The 17,984-nt window shown below is 68.0% G+C and carries 17 protein-coding genes; 8 read left to right on the top strand and 9 right to left on the bottom strand.

Going from position 1 to position 17,984, the window contains the following annotated elements:
• Positions 1-165: 165 nt before the first annotated feature.
• The 4 genes from P6F26_RS07600 to P6F26_RS07585 are packed head-to-tail and all read left to right on the top strand — an operon-like array spanning position 166 to position 3,090.
• Positions 166-609 (top strand): MaoC family dehydratase, encoded by a 444-nt coding sequence (locus tag P6F26_RS07600; RefSeq protein ID WP_278028062.1) that lies wholly within the window; start codon positions 166-168, stop codon positions 607-609.
• Between the two features lie 53 nt (positions 610-662).
• Positions 663-1,589: a bifunctional riboflavin kinase/FAD synthetase gene (locus P6F26_RS07595; protein ID WP_278028061.1), complete on the top strand. Its 927-nt coding sequence runs from the start codon at positions 663-665 to the stop codon at positions 1,587-1,589.
• Positions 1,586-2,032, top strand: coding sequence for a YcgN family cysteine cluster protein (locus P6F26_RS07590; protein ID WP_278028060.1), 447 nt, complete (start codon positions 1,586-1,588; stop codon positions 2,030-2,032). The genes P6F26_RS07595 and P6F26_RS07590 overlap by 4 nt, the downstream gene beginning before the upstream one ends.
• Positions 2,029-3,090: a threonine aldolase family protein gene (locus P6F26_RS07585; RefSeq protein ID WP_278028059.1), complete on the top strand. Its 1,062-nt coding sequence runs from the start codon at positions 2,029-2,031 to the stop codon at positions 3,088-3,090. The genes P6F26_RS07590 and P6F26_RS07585 overlap by 4 nt, the downstream gene beginning before the upstream one ends.
• On the opposite strand, the gene P6F26_RS07580 is transcribed toward P6F26_RS07585, so the two are convergent.
• A complete protein-coding gene (locus P6F26_RS07580; RefSeq protein WP_278028058.1) occupies positions 3,087-3,869 on the bottom strand; it encodes an alpha/beta fold hydrolase in 783 nt (260 codons plus the stop codon). The genes P6F26_RS07585 and P6F26_RS07580 overlap by 4 nt on opposite strands.
• Positions 3,866-4,465, bottom strand: a complete 600-nt coding sequence (locus P6F26_RS07575; protein ID WP_278028057.1) for a 2-hydroxychromene-2-carboxylate isomerase — start codon at positions 4,463-4,465, stop codon at positions 3,866-3,868. Before P6F26_RS07575 ends, P6F26_RS07580 begins: the two co-directional genes overlap by 4 nt.
• 128 nt (positions 4,466-4,593) lie before the next feature.
• Between P6F26_RS07575 and P6F26_RS07570 the strand changes: the two genes are divergently transcribed.
• Positions 4,594-5,622, top strand: a complete 1,029-nt coding sequence (locus tag P6F26_RS07570; RefSeq protein WP_430736729.1) for a ribose-phosphate pyrophosphokinase — start codon at positions 4,594-4,596, stop codon at positions 5,620-5,622.
• On the opposite strand, the gene P6F26_RS07565 is transcribed toward P6F26_RS07570, so the two are convergent.
• The 6 genes from P6F26_RS07565 to P6F26_RS07540 form a co-directional block, all read right to left on the bottom strand.
• Positions 5,595-6,821: an MFS transporter gene (locus tag P6F26_RS07565; protein WP_278028056.1), complete on the bottom strand. Its 1,227-nt coding sequence runs from the start codon at positions 6,819-6,821 to the stop codon at positions 5,595-5,597. The genes P6F26_RS07570 and P6F26_RS07565 overlap by 28 nt on opposite strands.
• A 167-nt stretch (positions 6,822-6,988) precedes the next feature.
• Positions 6,989-7,432, bottom strand: coding sequence for a F0F1 ATP synthase subunit epsilon (locus tag P6F26_RS07560; protein ID WP_278028055.1), 444 nt, complete (start codon positions 7,430-7,432; stop codon positions 6,989-6,991).
• 66 nt (positions 7,433-7,498) lie between these two features.
• On the bottom strand, positions 7,499-8,923 hold the full coding sequence (atpD, locus tag P6F26_RS07555; RefSeq protein WP_278028054.1) for a F0F1 ATP synthase subunit beta: 1,425 nt from the start codon (positions 8,921-8,923) through the stop codon (positions 7,499-7,501).
• Between the two features lie 21 nt (positions 8,924-8,944).
• Complete coding sequence (locus P6F26_RS07550) at positions 8,945-9,823, bottom strand: F0F1 ATP synthase subunit gamma (protein ID WP_278028053.1); 879 nt, start codon at positions 9,821-9,823, stop codon at positions 8,945-8,947.
• Between the two features lie 30 nt (positions 9,824-9,853).
• The gene (gene atpA / locus P6F26_RS07545; RefSeq protein WP_278028052.1) at positions 9,854-11,392 is read right to left on the bottom strand and encodes a F0F1 ATP synthase subunit alpha; all 1,539 of its coding nucleotides are present in this window, start codon (positions 11,390-11,392) and stop codon (positions 9,854-9,856) included.
• Positions 11,393-11,953 (bottom strand): F0F1 ATP synthase subunit delta, encoded by a 561-nt coding sequence (locus tag P6F26_RS07540; protein WP_278028051.1) that lies wholly within the window; start codon positions 11,951-11,953, stop codon positions 11,393-11,395.
• A 427-nt stretch (positions 11,954-12,380) separates the two neighbouring features.
• Between P6F26_RS07540 and P6F26_RS07535 the strand changes: the two genes are divergently transcribed.
• Entirely contained in the window at positions 12,381-13,202 is an 822-nt protein-coding gene (locus P6F26_RS07535) for a hypothetical protein (RefSeq protein WP_278028050.1), read from the top strand.
• Positions 13,203-13,244: 42 nt separating this feature from the next.
• Here the strand turns inward: P6F26_RS07535 and P6F26_RS07530 are convergent, their stop codons facing one another.
• Positions 13,245-14,003 (bottom strand): methyltransferase domain-containing protein, encoded by a 759-nt coding sequence (locus tag P6F26_RS07530; protein WP_278028049.1) that lies wholly within the window; start codon positions 14,001-14,003, stop codon positions 13,245-13,247.
• Positions 14,004-14,082: 79 nt separating this feature from the next.
• On the opposite strand from P6F26_RS07530, the gene gloB reads away from it, so the two are divergent.
• A complete protein-coding gene (gene gloB / locus P6F26_RS07525; RefSeq protein WP_278028048.1) occupies positions 14,083-14,871 on the top strand; it encodes a hydroxyacylglutathione hydrolase in 789 nt (262 codons plus the stop codon).
• Positions 14,872-15,091: 220 nt separating this feature from the next.
• Entirely contained in the window at positions 15,092-17,425 is a 2,334-nt protein-coding gene (gene clpA / locus P6F26_RS07520; RefSeq protein WP_278028047.1) for an ATP-dependent Clp protease ATP-binding subunit ClpA, read from the top strand.
• Positions 17,426-17,984 lie beyond the last annotated feature (559 nt).

Below are 17,984 nucleotides of genomic sequence, written 5' to 3'. Positions count from 1 at the left end.
AGGAGCGGCGGCAACAGATTGTTTCCACGGCATCCAACCTGAGGAAAATTGCGCGCGAAATAAAATTGCGATCTTTACCGCCAAAATGAACACTTTGTTGCTTTCTGCGTTGCAGAACGCGACCCGATGACGTATGGAGGCGCCATGCGGAAGGGAGGATCGGACATGCTCGACAACATCACGACCGGCACGATCGTCATCGAGGATCTCGAGATCGGGATGACCCGGTCGCTGGAGAAGATGGTCACGGACCGCGACATCGAGCTGTTCGCGGAGGTCTCGACCGACCGCAATCCCGTTCATCTCGACGACGCGTATGCGCGCGATACGATCTTCGAGGGCCGCATCGCGCACGGGATGCTGACGGCGGGCCTGATTTCGGCCGTGATCGGCGAGCAGCTTCCTGGCCACGGGACGGTCTATCTCGGCCAGACGCTGAAATTCATGGCCCCCGTCCGTCCCGGCGACATGGTCCGTGCCGAGGTCGAGGTCACGGACATCGACTACGGCAGGCGGCGCGTCACGCTCGCGACGCATTGCAGGGTCGGCGACACCGTGGTGCTGAAGGGCGAGGCGGTGGTTCTGGCGCCGTCGGGCAAGTTCGACTGACGCCACGCTCCGGGCGTCTTGCCCTCCCGCGACGCCCCGTTTAAGTCCGCCCCATGCGGATCGTGCGCGACCACCAGTATGTCCGTCCCGAAGATCGCGGCGCCTCGGTGGCGATCGGCAATTTCGATGGCGTGCATCGCGGCCATGCGCATGTCATCGACCTTGCGCGCCGCCCCCACGCGCCCCTCGGCGTCGTGACGTTCGAGCCGCATCCCCGTGAATTCTTCGCCCCGGACGCGCCGCCCTTCCGGCTGATGAATTCCGAGGCGCGCGCGCACCGCCTCGAAAAGCTGGGCGTCGAGGTCCTTGCCGAACTGCCCTTCGACGCCACGCTTGCGGGCCTGACCGCCGAGGACTTCGCCCGAACCGTCCTGAGCGACGGCCTCGGGGTCAGCCATGTCGTCGTCGGGGCCGATTTCCGGTTCGGCAAGGGACGGTCGGGCACCGCCGACATGCTGAGGGACTTCGGCCGCGGGATGGGCTTCGACGTCACCGTCGCGCCGATCCTGAAGGCCGGCGATGGCGCGGTGTCCTCCACCGCCATCCGCAACGCGCTGAGCGACGGCGACCCACGCGGCGCGGCGGCCATGCTGGGCCACTGGCACCGGATCGAGGGGCCCGTCCTGCACGGCGAGAAGCGCGGCAGGCAACTGGGCTATCCGACCGCCAACATGGAGCTTTCCGGCCTCCATGTGCCCCGCCTCGGCGTCTATGCGGTGCTCGTGGACGTGCTCAGCGGACCGCACGAGGGGCGGCATCACGGCGTCGCCAACCTCGGGATCCGACCGATGTTCGAACGCGCCTCCCCCAACCTCGAGACCTTCCTGTTCGATTTCTCGGGCGACCTCTACGAACGTCACCTCTCGGTCGGCCTCGTGGAGTTCCTGCGCCCGGAGATGAAGTTCGACGGGCTCGACGGGCTGATCGCGCAGATGGACGCCGACAGTGCTGCGGCGCGAAAGGCGCTGGCGGGCACATGAGGGATCGTTTCTGGGAACGCGTTGCGATGCGCCGCATGACGCCCGAGGAATGGGAGGCGCTGTGCGACGGCTGCGGCAAGTGCTGCCTCAACAAGCTGGAGGACGAGGACACGAACGAGGTCGCCCTGACCCGCGTGGCCTGCCGCCTGCTCGACGACGAGACCTGCCGCTGCGGGCAGTACGAGATCCGCAAGACGCTGGTCCCCGAGTGCATCCGCCTGACGCCCGAGACGATGGACGACGTCGCGTATTTCATGCCCGAAACCTGCGCCTACCGCCTGCTGCACGAGGGCAAGCCCCTGAAATGGTGGCATCCGCTGGTGTCGGGCGACCCCGAGACGGTGCACCGCGCCGGTGTAAGCGTGCGCGGCATCACGGTGCCGGAATGGGAAGTCCCCGAAGAGGACTGGGAAGACTACGTCATCGAGGAGCCTGGAACATGAATTTCGCGTCGGACAATGCGGGGCCCGCGCATCCGCGGGTCATGGAGGCGCTGGCGCGCGCGGGCGAGGGCTACGCGATGCCCTACGGCAACGATCCCGTCACCGCCGATGCCGTCGGAGCCATCCGCGACCTCTTCGAGGCGCCCGAGGCCGAGGTCGCCTTCGTCGGCACCGGAACGGCGGCCAACGCGCTGGCGCTGTCGTGCCTCGTGCGTCCCTTCGAGACGGTCTATTGCAGCAGCATGGCCCATATCGAGGAGGACGAGTGCAACGCCCCCGAATTCTTCACGGGCGGCGCGAAGATGACGCTTCTTCATGCGCCCGATGGCCTCATCGACCCTGCCGCCTTTGCCGCCGCGCTGGCCGCGACCCGCGACCGCGGCGTTCACGGCGCGCAGGCCGGCGCGCTCAGCATCACGCAGATCACCGAGCGCGGCACGGCCTATTCGCTGGCCGAGATCGGCAGGCTCGCGGACATGGCCCGCGACGCCGGGATCCCCGTGCACCTCGACGGCGCGCGCTTCGCCAATGCCTGCGCGGCGCTTGGCTGCACGGCGGCCGAGATGACCTGGAAGGCGGGCGTCGACGCGGTAAGCTTCGGGGGAACGAAGAACGGCTGTCTCGGCGTGGAGGCCGTCGTGATGTTCCGCCCCGAGCATGGCAGGGAACTGGCGTTGCGGCGCAAGCGCTCGGGGCACCTGTGGTCCAAGCAGCGCTACCTCTCGGCGCAGATGTCGGCCTATGTCGAGGACGGCCTGTGGCTGGAAATGGCCGGCGCGGCCAACGCCGCCTGCGCCCGGCTGGCCGAGGCGGTGCGCGCGGTTCCCAGCGGGCGGCTCGCCCATGCGCCGGCTGGCAACATGATATACGCGGACCTGCCGCGCGCCGCGCATCGCCGCGCGATGGCGGCCGGCGCACAATACTACATCTATCCCTCAGACACGCCGCTCGACGGGCCGGACGACACGCCGATCCGCTGCCGCCTGGTGTGTGACTGGTCGAAGCCCCTGTCCGAGATCGAACGGATCGCGGCCGCCTGGGAAGGCCGGAAGGCCTAGACGCGGACCCGGTCGAGGAGCCCGCCGATCGCGGCGGCGACCTCGGCGGCGTGGGTGATCGGCGCCATGTGGCCCGCGCCCTCGATTGACAAGCGCCGCGTGTCCGCCAGACCGCGCTCGAGCGTGTCGAGGATCCGGCCGATCACGGGCGGCGAGGTGCTGCCCTCCAGCAGGAGCGACGGACAGCGCACCCGGCCCAGCCGCGGCAGCAGGCGCGCCGCGTCGTGATGCAGCGCCGCATGTTGCGCCGCGACGACCCACATGCGGTCGGCCATGTAGGCGGCCTGGTCTGCCGGCATCTCGTCGAAGGGCTCGCCCCCGCCCCAGACCGACAGAAACTGGCGCGCGGCCTCACGGGTCTCGCCGCGCGCGATCATCGGACCCATCCGCGAAAGCGTCCGGGCATTGGCGCGTTTCCCGGGGCTGTCGGGCGCGGCGGCGAAAAGAACGGGCTCGATCATGGTCAGCGAGGCGACGCGCTCGGGCGCCTCGATGGCAAGGCGCAACGCGACCGTCGCGCCGAAGCTGTGACCCACGACATGGGCGGGCCGCTCCGTCAGCAGCGCCCGCGCCTGGTCTGTCACCTGGTCATGATAGTCGCGGGCAGGATCGCCGGGCGGCCCCTCGCCGTGCCCGACGAGGTCCGGCGCGACAAGGTGCGCACGGTCCGCGAGCCGCCGCGCCACGCGCTTCCACGCACCGCCGTGTGCGAGCGAGCAGTGCAGCAGCAGGACGGGCGGCGCCCCCTCCTCGCCCCAGGTCAGAAGCCGCTGGTTCAAGGCGTGCCGGCAAGGTGCGTCTCGAGGTCCTCGATCCGGTCCTGACCCCAGAACTTCTCGGACCCGTCCACGATGTAGAAGGGCGCGCCGAAGACACCCGCGGCGACCGCGTCCTCGAGGTTGCGCGCATATTGCTCGGCGCCCTGAAGCATCGCCATGCCGGCAAGGCCGGGATCGAAGCCCGCCATCTCGAGGCAGGCGGCGATCACCTCGTCCTCGGCGATGTCGCGCTTGTCGCGCCAGACCGCGCAGGTGAAGGCATGGACCAACGCCCCGAGGTCGCCCCCGCCCGCCTTCTCGGCCGCGATGAACGCGTAGGACGAGGGTGCGGGATTGACCGACCGGAACGGCGGGTCGAGGTCGATCGGCAGGCCGTGCTTGCGCGACTGCCGCTTCAGCTCCTGCAGGCGGTAGTCGAGGCGCGCGGGCGCGCGCTCTCCGGGGGGCAGGCCGCCCGTCCGCGGGAACAGCGCCATGAGGTCGACGGGGCGGTAGGCGATGGTCGCGCCATGGCGCGCCGCCGCCTCCTCCATCCGCGTTCCGGCAAGATAGACGAAAGGCGAATTCGTCCCGAAGAAATACTCGATATGGGCCACGCGCTGTCCCCTCCATTTGGCTTTGCGCAGACCCTACGCCGGTGCTAGGGGGTGTCAACCAAAGGCGGGGGACGCGGGGGCGGCCCCTACGAGGGACAAATCGAGACCGCGCAAGGGGACAGCTGCCGATGTCGTCGACGGAACCGAAGCTCATTTCGGGCAATGCCAATCGTTCTCTCGCCAGCGCCATCGCCCGGCGCATGTCGATGCACCGGGGGATGCAGGTGTCGCTCGTCGATGCCCGCGTCGAGCGCTTCAACGACGGGGAGATCTTCGTCGAGGTGTTCGAGAACGTCCGCGGCGAGGACATGTTCATCATCCAGCCGACGTCGAAGCCCGCCAACGACAACCTGATGGAGCTTCTGATCATGGCAGACGCGCTGCGCCGATCCTCGGCGGCGCGCGTCACGGCGGTGATCCCCTATTTCGGCTACGCTCGGCAGGACCGCCGCACCAAGGCGCGCACGCCGATCTCGGCCAAGCTGGTGTCGAACCTCATCACGCAGGGCGGGGTCGAGAGGGTCCTGACGATGGACCTGCACGCGGCCCAGATCCAGGGCTTCTTCGACATTCCCGTGGACAACCTCTATGCCAGCCCGATCTTCGCGCTCGACATCCTGCACCAGTTCTCGGGCGACATGTCCGACGTCATGGTGGTGTCGCCCGACGTCGGCGGCGTGGCTCGCGCGCGCGAGCTTGCGACCCGCATCGGAGCACCGCTCGCCATCGTGGACAAGCGCCGCGAGAAGGCGGGCGAAGTGTCCGGAATGACGGTGATCGGCGAGGTGAAGGACCACAAGTGCGTGATCGTGGACGACATCTGCGACACCGCCGGCACGCTGTGCAAGGCGGCGGACGTGCTGATGGAGGCCGGCGCCACCGAGGTGCACGCCTACACCACGCACGGCGTTCTGTCGGGCCCCGCGATCGAGCGCATCTCGGGCTCGGTCCTGAAGTCGATGGTCGTCACGGACACGATCGAGGCGACCGCCGAGGTCGCGGCCTGCCCCAATCTGCGCATCGTGCCGACGGCGCCGATGTTCGCGCAGTCCATCGTAAACATCTGGTCGGGAACGAGCGTCTCATCGCTGTTCGACACGGCCTCGCTGGTGCCGATCTACGAAGGGCTCTACCCGCGCGGCATGTGGGGCCGCTGAGGTCCCGCGGCCCTCAGGGCGAGCGGGATCAGCGCCAGCACCAGCACGCCCGAGAACAGGAACGGCGCGCCGGGCAGGTAGATCCCTGCCGCACCTGACACGAAGGCCCCGAAGAGCGGCGTGTAGACCAGCGGCGCGAGAACGGCGGCCAGCGACGACAGCGAGGCGATGACGCCCTGCACCATGCCCTGGCGGTCATCCTCGACCGCGTTCGCGGAAAGCGCCGCGAGCGTCGGCGGCACGAGATCGGTCAGCGCCGCCATCGGCAGCAGGATCGCCACCATCCAGAGGGCATCCGCCACGCCGAGGCCCGCGAAGGCCGCCACGGCCAGCCCTAGGCCAGCAAGCAGCAGCCGCCCCTCGCCGAGGCGCGCCACCGCAAGCGGCATCACCCCGGCCTGCGCCACCGCAACCAGGACGCCATAGGCCGACAGCGACAGGCCGATCACCAGCGTCGACCAGCCGAACGTCTCGCGGCCCCAGAAGGCCCAGAGCGTCGGATAGACCATGTTGGCGAACTCGAAGACGGCGATGCAGACGAGCGGCACGGCGAGCCCCGGGATCCGGAAGGCGCGCAGGATCACGCCGAAGGGGTTGAGGTCGCGCGCCCCGAACGGGCGGCGGTTCTCGGGCTTGAGGGACTCGGGCAGGACAAGAAGGCCGAGAGCCACGTTCCCGAGCGCAAGCGCCGCGGCCAGCCAGAACGGCGCGCTGATGTGCCACGTCGCCGCCAGCCCGCCAAGCGCCGGCCCGAGCACGAAGCCGATCCCGAAGGCTGCCCCGATCAGGCCGAAGCGCGCGGCGCGCTGTCCGGGGGGCGTGATGTCGGCGATGTAGGCGGTCGCCGTGATGTAGGTCGCGCCCGCCACCCCCGCGAGCGTTCGGCCAAGAAGCAGAAGCCACAGCGATCCGGCAAGCGCCATGACGACGTAGTCCACCGCAAGGAAGGCCATCGCCGCCAGCAGCACGGGCTTGCGCCCGAACGCGTCCGAAAGCGACCCGACCACCGGCGCGAACAGGAACTGCGCCCCGGCATAGGCCGACATGAGAAAGCCCGCCCAGAGCGAGCCCTGCGCGATGTCGCCCGCGCCGACCCGCATCATCAGGTCGGGCATGATCGGGAACACGATGCCGATGCCGATGGCGTCGATCATCAGCGTGGCGAGAATGAACAGAAGCGGGCCGCGCGGCGTGGACATGCCGCCCTATCCTCCGGCACGCGCCGCGGCGCAAGCGTCAAGTCCGCAGCAGCGCCGGCGCGCCTCGGCGGGGTGCCGGCCGCGCCGACGCCCGGACGGCAAGAAAACGCCCCCGACCGCGGGTGCGGAGGGGGGCGATGCCTCGGGGCGCCGGTCCTTGGGGTGCCTTACGGCGCCGGAACGCGGCTCGACGCCGGAAGGTTGATGTGATCGCCCGCGGCCACGAGGTCGGCGAGGAACTTCGCCGCCGCATCGGCCGCGTCGTCGGGCGCCTCGGGTGCCTTCAGGACCTTTTCATGGGCCTCGCGCGCCTCGGCCACGAGGCCATCCATGACGTCCTGCGTCATCTCGCCGACCGGCATCGCACGCTCGGCCAGCACCGTGACGCCATCCGCCGAGATATCGGCGAACCCGCCGACGACGAGATATTCGTCGGTGCCGCCCGCGTGGGTCACGGCCAGAACGCCCGGCCGCAGCGTCGTGATGGTCGGCGCGTGGTCGGCCATCGCGGTCATGTCGCCGTCGGTGCCCGGGATGCGCACCTCGGTCGCCTCGACCGAGGCAAGGCGGCGTTCCGGGCTGACGAGATCGAACTGCATCGTGTCGGCCATCTTCCTGATCCTTTCGATTGCCGCCCCCCTGCCCGCGATCCGCGACGGCGGGGGGCGGCCAAACCCTTAAGCGGCTTCGGCGGCCATGCGCTCGGCCTTGGCCACGACGTCGTCGATGCCGCCGACCATGTAGAACGCGCCTTCGGGCAGGTGATCGTACTCGCCGGCCACGACGGCCTTGAACGAGCGGATCGTGTCCTCGAGCGGGACCTGCACGCCAGGCGAACCGGTGAAGACCTGCGCCACGTCGAAGGGCTGGCTGAGGAAACGCTGGATTTTCCGGGCGCGGGCCACGGTCAGCTTGTCCTCTTCCGACAGCTCGTCCATGCCGAGAATGGCGATGATGTCCTGCAGCGACTTGTAGCGCTGAAGGATGCCCTGAACGTCACGCGCGACCTGGTAGTGCTCGTCGCCGACGATTGCGGGATCGAGGATCCGGCTGGAGCTGTCGAGCGGGTCCACCGCCGGGTAGATGCCCAGCTCGGAGATCGCGCGGCTGAGAACCGTCGTCGCGTCGAGGTGGGCGAAGGTCGTCGCCGGCGCGGGGTCGGTAAGGTCGTCCGCAGGAACGTAGACGGCCTGGATCGAGGTGATCGAGCCCGACTTGGTCGAGGTGATCCGCTCCTGCATCTGGCCCATGTCGGTGGCCAGCGTCGGCTGGTAGCCCACGGCCGAGGGGATGCGGCCCAGAAGCGCCGACACCTCGGAGCCCGCCTGCGTGAAACGGAAGATGTTGTCGACGAAGAACAGGACGTCCGTGCCCGACTGGTCGCGGAACTGCTCGGCCAGCGTCAGGCCGGTCAGCGCGACGCGCGCGCGGGCGCCCGGAGGCTCGTTCATCTGGCCGTAGACCAGCGCCACCTGGCTTTCGGAAAGGTTGTCCGGCTTGATGACGTTGGACTCGATCATCTCGTGGTAGAGGTCGTTGCCCTCGCGCGTCCGCTCGCCGACGCCCGCGAACACCGAGTAGCCCGAGTGCACCTTGGCGATGTTGTTGATCAGTTCCATGATCAGAACCGTCTTGCCCACGCCGGCGCCGCCGAAGAGGCCGATCTTGCCGCCCTTGGAATAGGGGGCGAGCAGGTCCACCACCTTGATGCCGGTCACGAGGATCTCGGACTCGGTCGACTGCTCGATGAATTCGGGGGCGTTCTGGTGGATCGGGCGATACTCGTCCGCCTCGACCGGACCGCCCTCGTCCACGGGCTCGCCCACGACGTTGAGGATGCGGCCGAGCGTGGCGTTGCCCACGGGCACCGTGATCGGGCCCTTGGTGTCCTTGACGTCCTGACCGCGCACGAGGCCCTCGGTCGCGTCCATCGCGATGGTGCGCACCGTGTTCTCGCCGAGATGCTGCGCGACCTCGAGCACGAGGCGCTTGCCGTTGTTGTCCGTCTCGAGGGCGTTCAGGATCTCGGGCAGGTGCTCGTCGAACTGCACGTCGACGACGGCGCCGATGACCTGGGTGATTTTACCGACTTCGTTTGCCATGTGGTCCATGTCTCCGGTGACTTAGAGCGCCTCGGCGCCCGAGATGATTTCGATCAGCTCGTTGGTGATGACGGCCTGACGCGAGCGGTTGTATTCGATCGTCAGCTTCTCGATCATGTCACCCGCGTTGCGGGTCGCGTTGTCCATCGCGGACATGCGCGCACCCTGCTCGGAGGCCGCGTTCTCGAGAAGCGCGGTGAAGATCTGCGTGGCGACGCCGCGCGGCAGCAGGTCGGCGAGCACGCCTTCCTCGGACGGCTCGTAGTCGTAGAGCGTCGCCGCCGCGTCCGCTTCCTCGGGCGCGTCGAAGGAGGCCGGGATCACCTGCGTGTCGGTCGGAACCTGCGAGATCACCGACTGGAAGCGGTTGTAGAAGATCGTCGCGACGTCGAATTCGCCGGCGTCGAACCGCTCCAGCAGGCCCCGCGCGATGTCGGCGGCCTCGGCATATCCGATCCGCTTGACGTCCGACAGGTCGACATGGCCGACGAACTTGTCGGCGTGGTCACGCCGCAGCTGCTCGCGCCCCTTCTTGCCGACGGTCAGGATCTTGACCGTCTTGCCCTCGGCCACGAGGCTCTGGATGCGCTGCCGGGCGAGCCGCACGATCGACGAGTTGAAGCCGCCGCACAGGCCGCGCTCGGCGGTCATCACGACAAGCATGTGGACGTCGCGCGACCCGGTGCCGGCCAGAAGGCGCGGCGCCGTCTCGGATTCGCCCACCGACTGCGCGAGGCCGCCCATGACGGCCTCCATCTTCTCGGCGTAGGGACGCGCCATCTCCGCCGCCTCCTGCGCGCGGCGCAGCTTGGCGGCGGCGACCATCTGCATCGCCTTGGTGATCTTGCGGGTCGATTTGACCGACGCGATCCTGTTCTTCAGGTCCTTGAGGTTCGGCATCTGCCTTTACCCTCCTCGCGTTGTTCCGGATCAGGCGAAATCGGCGGCGTAGTCTTCGATCGCTGCCTTCAGCTTGTCGGCCGCGTCACCCTTGATCTTGGGATCCTCGTTGGTGATCCAGTCGAGGACGTCGGACTTCTTCTGGCGCATGTAGGTCACGAGACCGCGCTCGAAGCGGCCCACGTCGGACACCTTCAGCTTGTCGAGGAACCCGGTGATGCCCGCGAAGATCACGACGACGATCTCGGCGTTGGTCAGGGGCGAATACTGCTGCTGCTTCATCAGCTCCGTCAGGCGCGCGCCACGGTTCAGCAGGCGCTGCGTGGCCGCGTCGAGGTCCGATCCGAACTGCGCGAAGGCCGCCATCTCGCGGTACTGCGCAAGCTCCAGCTTCACCGAGCCCGCGACCGACTTCATCGCGTTGGTCTGCGCGGCCGAGCCCACGCGGCTGACCGAGAGGCCGGTGTTCACGGCGGGGCGGATGCCCTGGTAGAACAGTTCGGTCTCGAGGAAGATCTGGCCATCGGTGATCGAGATCACGTTGGTCGGGATGAAGGCCGACACGTCGCCGCCCTGCGTCTCGATCACGGGAAGCGCCGTCAGCGAGCCCGCGCCGTTGTCCTCGTTCAGCTTGGCCGAACGCTCCAGCAGGCGGGAGTGCAGGTAGAAGACGTCGCCCGGATAGGCTTCGCGGCCCGGCGGACGGCGCAGCAGGAGCGACATCTGGCGGTAGGCGACGGCCTGCTTGGAGAGGTCGTCGTAGATGATCAGCGCGTGGCGGCCGTTGTCGCGGAAATACTCGGCCATCGCCGTCGCGGCGTAGGGGGCGAGAAACTGCATCGGCGCGGGGTCGGACGCGGTCGCGGCGACGACGATGGAGTATTCCATCGCGCCCGTCTCCTCGAGCTTCTTCACCAGCTGCGCCACGGTCGAGCGCTTCTGGCCCACGGCGACGTAGACGCAATAGAGCTTCTTGCTCTCGTCGTCGCCGGCGCGCTCGTTGTAGACCTTCTGGTTCAGGATCGCGTCGAGCGCCACTGCGGTCTTGCCGGTCTGGCGGTCGCCGATGATCAGCTCGCGCTGGCCGCGGCCGATCGGGATCATCGCGTCGATGGCCTTGAGACCCGTCGCCATCGGCTCGTGGACCGACTTGCGCGGGATGATGCCCGGCGCCTTCACGTCCGCGACGCGGCGCTCGGAGGCCTTGATCTCGCCCTTGCCGTCAAGCGGGTTGCCGAGGCCGTCGACGACGCGGCCCAGAAGCGCGTCACCGGCGGGCACGTCCACGATCGAGTTCGTGCGCTTGACGGTGTCGCCTTCCTTGATCGCGCGGTCGGAGCCGAAGATCACGACGCCCACGTTGTCGGCTTCGAGGTTCAGCGCCATGCCGCGCACGCCGCCGGGGAACTCGACCATCTCGCCGGCCTGGCAGTTGTCGAGGCCGTGGACGCGGGCGATACCGTCGCCGACCGACAGGACGCGGCCCACCTCGGCGACTTCGGCATCCTGACCGAACGACTTGATCTGCTCTTTCAGGATCGCGGAAATCTCGGCTGCTTGGATACCCATTTATCCGACCTCTTTCATGGTGTTCTGGAGGGTGTTGAGCTTCGCGCGGATCGAGGTGTCGATCATCTTGGAGCCCACCTTGACGACAAGACCGCCGATGAGACTTTCATCGACCGTCGCATTGATCTGGACTTCGCGGCCCACGGAGGCCGAAAGCGCCTTCTGAAGCTTCTCGGACTGAGCCTTGGTCAGCGCCTTGGCGGACACGACGTCGGCCGTGACCTCGCCCTTGTGCTCGGCGATCTTCTCGCGCAGCGCGCGCAGGAGGGCGGGCAGCACGAAAAGGCGGCGCTTGGACGCCATCAGGCGCAGCGTGTTGCCCGTCATCGCGTCAAGCCCCATCGCCTCGGCGACGGCCCCGATCGCGGCCTGCGTCTCGTCGCGGCCGTATATGGGAGACGAAATCAGGTCGCGCAGGTCCGCGCTGTCGGCGAGTGCGGCCTCGAGCGAGGCGACATCAGCCTCAAGCGCGTCGAGCGCCCCGCCGTCCTGAGCAAGTTCGAACATCGCGGTCGCATATCGCGCGGCGATGCCGGTCGAGATCGAAGCAGGTTCGCTCACGTCCACCCTTTCACATACTTGTGCCGGCAGATGCCGATCGGCACCTCCGGATCTCTGTTGGCTTCTTGGCGGCAGATGGCAGCCGGTTCCCCTAAATCGCCGTGGATGTAGCAGAGGGTTCCAAATGCTGCAACCGCCACAAAAAGGGCTCTTCGCGGGAAAAAACCTCAAGATGCCGAAGCATCGCGCCGCCCGCGGCCTCTGCGACGCTTTGAAGCTCGCGCCGGGGCCGGCCTTTCGCGGCACTGCAGCGCGGGCCGCGACGATTCTTCGGCGCGCCGAAGGACGCGCGACGGGCGGCACGGACGCCGGGCGCCAAAGAAAGCCGCGGGAGCGCCACATTCCGACCTCAGGCCTACCCGCATTTGACCCAAATCCAATGGTCTAGATTCTCCCGGAATCTGTATTCAGGCGGGCATATTTCAGGATGTTGTCGATCTTCACCCTCACGGTCCTCGGCGCGTTCGGGGCATCGAACGCACTCACCGACGTCTCCGACCGCGCGGACGACGATGACGATCGCGACGACGAGGGGTTCGACGACGGCGCGGAGGCGACGCTCGGCGGTCAGGACGACCTGATCGCGCGGCTCGACTCCTATGCGGCGCTCAACATGCGCGGGCCCGACACCACGCCGACCAGCGAGGCCTACCTCCCTGCGGAACGGTACGCCGACGCGCATGACGCCCGAAGTGGCGTCATCGAGGACGCGGTCGTCGCGCAGCTGACGCCCGAGGAGATCGACCTCATCGCAGGCCGGACGATCCCCGCGACCGATCTCGGCGATCTGGACGACGACGAACCCAACGAGGTGATCTCGGTCGCGGTGGGCGGCCCGGGCGCGGTCACGCCCGACCCGACCGAAGCGGGCTTCCGTACCCAGCTCGAGCCCGAGGACGAGTTGACCCTCAACATCGCGCCCGACCTTCCCGGACAGATCCTCGCCGTTCACAGCGTGCACGACACCGCCGGCGGCGACGACGTCTCGGTGGGGCTGCGCTACTCGCTCAACTTCTACATCCTCCCCGAGGGGCAGGGCATCCCTGTCGGCAGCGTGACCGGAACCGAGGCCGAGTTCATCGAGGCGCACGGCCTGCAGAAGCTGGGAGAGGTCGATCTCGGCCAGTTCGAGGCGAGGTTCGATCCCGAATCCGGCGACACGGTCGTGACCGCGGACAGCCGACAGGTCGAGCCGCCCCACGTCCTCGCCAACCGGCCCGTAACGGAAATGTCCGCTCTCTTCGGCTGATCCTCCACCCCCGCGACCGCAGCCTCGAGGGACGTCGCGCCCTCAGGCGATGTCGCGCCCGGCTGCCCCCGCGGGGCGGGGAGCGCCCTCCAGCACCCTGAGCGGACGGCGCACGCGTTCGGCCAGTCCCGGACCGAGAGGCGCGTAGACGCGCTTGGACGCCTCCACGATAAGGACGCCGCCGCCTCGCTGTCCCGGCAGGCGGCTTCCCAGCGTCTCGATCATATCCGCGGACCTCGTCCAGAACCGCTTGTCCGACGGCGGCGCGAACAGCGCCGCGCAATGGCGTTCGGGAATGAAGTCGTGGCGCTTCAGCTGCGCCTCGAGCTGGCTGAGCGTATAGGGCCGCCCGAAGCCGAACGGCGTCTTGTCGCGCCGCGCCCAGAGCCCGCCACGGTTCGGCACGACGAAAAGCGCCCGGCCGCCCGGCCCCAGCGCGCGGGCGCATTCCTCCAGAACGGCTGCGGGATGTTCGGAGGTCTCCAGCCCGTGCAGGCAAACGACCTTGTCGGCGTGGCCCGTCTCGACCGGCCAGAGGCTTTCGCGGCACAGAACCGAGACATTGTCGAGGCCGGCAGGCCACGGCATCACTCCTTGCTCCGCAGGCATCAGGCCGATGACGCGCCGCGCCTCGGCGAGATAGGGACGCAGCAGCGGCACCGCGAAGCCGAAGCCGATCACCGTCTGACCCTTCGCCTCGGGCCAGAAGGCAAGCATCTGGTCGCGGATCGCCTTCTGGGCGGTCCGGCCGAGCCGCGTGCGGTAGTAGAACTGCCGCAGGTCGATCACGTCGAGATGCATTGCGTCTTCCCGGCCTTCTGCGCGAGGCTGTGCCCTGTCCCCCGATGCGGACATTAACCCCGAGCGGAGTGGAATTGCCATGCCAACATCCATCGAGACCGGAGCCGGCGAGATCGTCACGGTTCCCTGCCTGTCGGACAACTACGCCTTTCTCCTGCACGACCCCGCAACCGGTGCGACCGCGGTCATCGACGTCCCGGAGGCCGGTCCGATAGAGGCCGCGCTGGCCGAGCGCGGCTGGCGGCTGACCGACATCCTCATCACGCACCACCACGGCGACCACATCGACGGCGTCGCCAGCCTGCGCGCCGCGACCGGGGCGAAGGTCCGGGGCGCGGCGGCCGATGCCGCGCGGCTTCCGCCGCTCGACGAGGCATTGTCGGAGGGCGATACCGTGAGGATCGGAAACCTCACCGGCACGGTGATCGACGTGTCGGGACACACGCTGGGCCACATCGCCTTCCACTTTCCCGAGGCGCACGCCGTGTTCACCGCCGACAGCCTGATGGCGCTGGGATGCGGCCGGCTGTTCGAGGGAACGGCCCCGCAGATGTGGGAGAGCCTCTCGAAGCTTGCCGCCCTGCCCCGCGACACGCTGGTCTGTTCGGGACACGAATACACGCAGTCCAACGCCCGCTTCGCCCTCACGATCGAGCCGTCCAACCCCGCCCTGGCGGCGCGCGCCGAGGCCATCGACGCGGCCCGCGCCGCGGGGCGCCCCACCGTGCCCTCCCGTCTGGGCGAGGAGATGGACACGAACCCGTTCCTTCGCGCGGGCTTGTCGGAGGTGAAGTCGATCCTAAATCTTCCTCATGCAGACGACGCCGATGTCTTCGCGGAGATCAGGCGTCGCAAGGACGCCTTCTAGGCCTGTGCAACAGCAGGCGTTGAAACCCCCTCGCGCTCGGTCTGCCATTTTTTTGGGCAGCGCCTCGCGAATCCAAGGGGTTGTGCCGGACCGCTCCGCCCATACCGATATTTGCGCAGAAATTGCTTGAAACACGCTCACAAAAACCAAAGCTTAAACATACGAGGCCATGATCGAGCGGAGGCGCCGCCCCCTCGACGACACCGAAAGGAGCACGCGCGTGCCATCTTTTTCGACAACACTTGAGCAGGCCATCCACGCAGCCCTGGCGAACGCCAACGCACGCCGCCACGAGCTTGCGACGCTCGAGCACCTGCTTCTCGCCCTGATCGACGAGCCCGACTCCCAGAAGGTGATGAAGGCGTGCGGCGTCGATCTGGAGACGCTCCGCAGCACGCTCGTCAATTTCATCGAGGACGACCTCTCGACCCTGGTGACCGATGTCGAGGGCTCCGAGGCCGTTCCCACCGCCGCCTTCCAGCGCGTGATCCAGCGCGCAGCGATCCATGTCCAGTCCTCGGGCCGGACCGAGGTGACGGGCGCCAACGTGCTCGTCGCAATCTTCGCCGAGCGCGAGTCGAACGCGGCATACTTCCTGCAGGAGCAGGACATGACCCGCTACGACGCGGTGAACTTCATCGCCCACGGCGTCGCCAAGGATCCATCCTACGGCGAAAGCCGCCCCGTCACCGGCGCGTCCGAGGAAGAGGACGAGCCGCGCGCGCAGGCCGCCGACCCCGGCGAGCCCGATCAGAAGGAGTCGGCGCTGGCCAAGTATTGCGTCGACCTCAATGCCAAGTCCGTGAAGGGCGAGGTCGATCCGCTGATCGGACGCGATCACGAGGTGGAGCGCTGCATCCAGGTGCTGTGCCGCCGGCGCAAGAACAACCCGCTGCTGGTGGGCGACCCCGGCGTGGGCAAGACCGCCATCGCCGAGGGTCTGGCCAAGAAGATCGTCGAGGGCGCGACGCCCGAGGTGCTTCAGGGCGCCACTATCTTCTCGCTCGACATGGGCGCGCTTCTGGCCGGAACCCGCTACCGCGGCGATTTCGAGGAACGTCTGAAGGCCGTCGTCAAGGAACTGGAAGAGCATCCCGACGCGATCCTCTTCATCGACGAGATCCACACCGTCATCGGTGCGGGCGCCACCTCGGGCGGCGCCATGGACGCCTCCAACCTCCTCAAGCCCGCGCTTCAGGGCGGCAAGCTGCGCTGCATGGGCTCCACCACCTACAAGGAGTATCGCCAGCACTTCGAGAAGGACCGCGCGCTCAGCCGCCGGTTCCAGAAGATCGACGTGAACGAGCCTTCGACGGACGATGCGGTGAAGATCCTCAAGGGCCTCAAGCCCTACTTCGAAACGCACCATTCGGTGAAATACACCGCCGAGGCGATCAAGACCGCCGTGGAACTTTCCGCGCGCTACATCAATGACCGCAAGCTGCCCGACAAGGCGATCGACGTGATCGACGAGGCCGGCGCGGCGCAGCATCTCATGGCCGAAAGCAAGCGCCGCAAGACCATTGGCGCCAAGGAGATCGAGGCGGTCATCGCCAAGATCGCCCGCATCCCGCCCAAGAACGTCTCCAAGGACGACGCCGAGGTGCTGAAGGACCTCGAGAAGACACTGAAGCGGGTGGTGTTCGGCCAGGACGGCGCGATCGAGGCGCTTTCGGCCTCGATCAAGCTCGCGCGGGCGGGCCTGCGCGAACCGGAAAAGCCGATCGGCAACTACCTGTTCGCAGGCCCCACCGGCGTCGGCAAGACCGAGGTCGCCAAGCAGCTTGCCTCGTCGCTGGGCGTGGAGCTGCTGCGCTTCGACATGTCCGAATACATGGAGAAGCACGCGGTCTCGCGCCTCATCGGCGCGCCTCCGGGCTATGTCGGCTTCGACCAGGGCGGCCTCCTGACCGACGGCGTGGACCAGCATCCGCACTGCGTCCTCCTCCTCGACGAGATCGAGAAGGCGCATCCGGACGTGTTCAACATCCTGCTGCAGGTGATGGACCACGGCACGCTCACGGACCACAACGGACGCAAGGTGGATTTCCGCAACGTGATCCTGATCATGACCTCGAACGCGGGCGCTGCGGAGCAGGCGAAATCCGCCATCGGCTTCGGTCGCGAGCGGCGCGAGGGCGAGGACACGGCCGCGATCGAGCGGACGTTCACGCCCGAGTTCCGCAACCGCCTCGACGCCGTGATCAGCTTCGCACCGCTCGGACGGGACACGATCCTGTCGGTGGTCGAGAAGTTCGTCCTCCAGCTTGAGGCGCAGCTCATGGACCGCAACGTCACGATCGAGCTGACGAAGCCCGCGGCCGAATGGCTGGCCGAACGGGGCTACGACGACAAGATGGGCGCACGGCCCCTCGGCCGCGTGATCCAGGAGCACATCAAGAAGCCCCTCGCGGAGGAGCTTCTGTTCGGCAAGCTTGCCAAGGGCGGCACGGTCAAGGTCGGCGTCAAGGATGGCGAGATAGACCTGCGCTTCGAGGAGCTGGGCAACCCGCGCCTCAGCTCGCGGAAGCCGCCGCTTCTGACTGCAGACTGACGGCAGCCACCATGACATCGAAAACGCCGCATCCCCCGGGTGCGGCGTTTTCCGTTTCCCGGGACCTCCACCTGCTGCTGACGTGACAGGATATCCCCTTAGCTCCCTCGGGGATGCAGGAGCGCGCCACCGGGAACAGAGACGCCCTTGCTTCAGCTACCTGCGTGCCGCCGGCGCAAGCCCCATCGCATCGACGCGATGATCCCTTAGCCTTGCCGTCTGCAAGCGCGCTCTCCACCCGGCCAGAGCCCCCGAGCCCACACCTCGGCAAACCTGGCCGACGAAGGGACGGCGGGTGTGCGGGTCTTGCGGTGTACTTGGTGCGCGGGGCGAGAGCGCCGAGGGTCGGTCCGGCCGGCGACCCCCGCTCGGCTGAGCGCCCCGGCCACCACCATGGCCGAGGCGCAAGCCCGACGCGCGATCGGACCGCCAGCGGGCGGGACCTGACGCGCCCACGGCGCTGACGCCGGGATGGGAGAGACGGACCGCGACGGCGCGATATCCGAACTTTCATCGAGGCGGCAGGATTTCGCGCGGCCCTGGCGGACGCGCACCCCGC

Source organism: Roseicyclus salinarum, from assembly GCF_029624655.1.
In the GTDB taxonomy this organism is placed as follows: Bacteria; Pseudomonadota; Alphaproteobacteria; order Rhodobacterales; family Rhodobacteraceae; genus Roseibacterium; species Roseibacterium salinarum.
The sequence above is the reverse complement of the archived record's forward strand: the minus strand, read 5'-3'. Positions and strand labels throughout refer to the sequence as shown.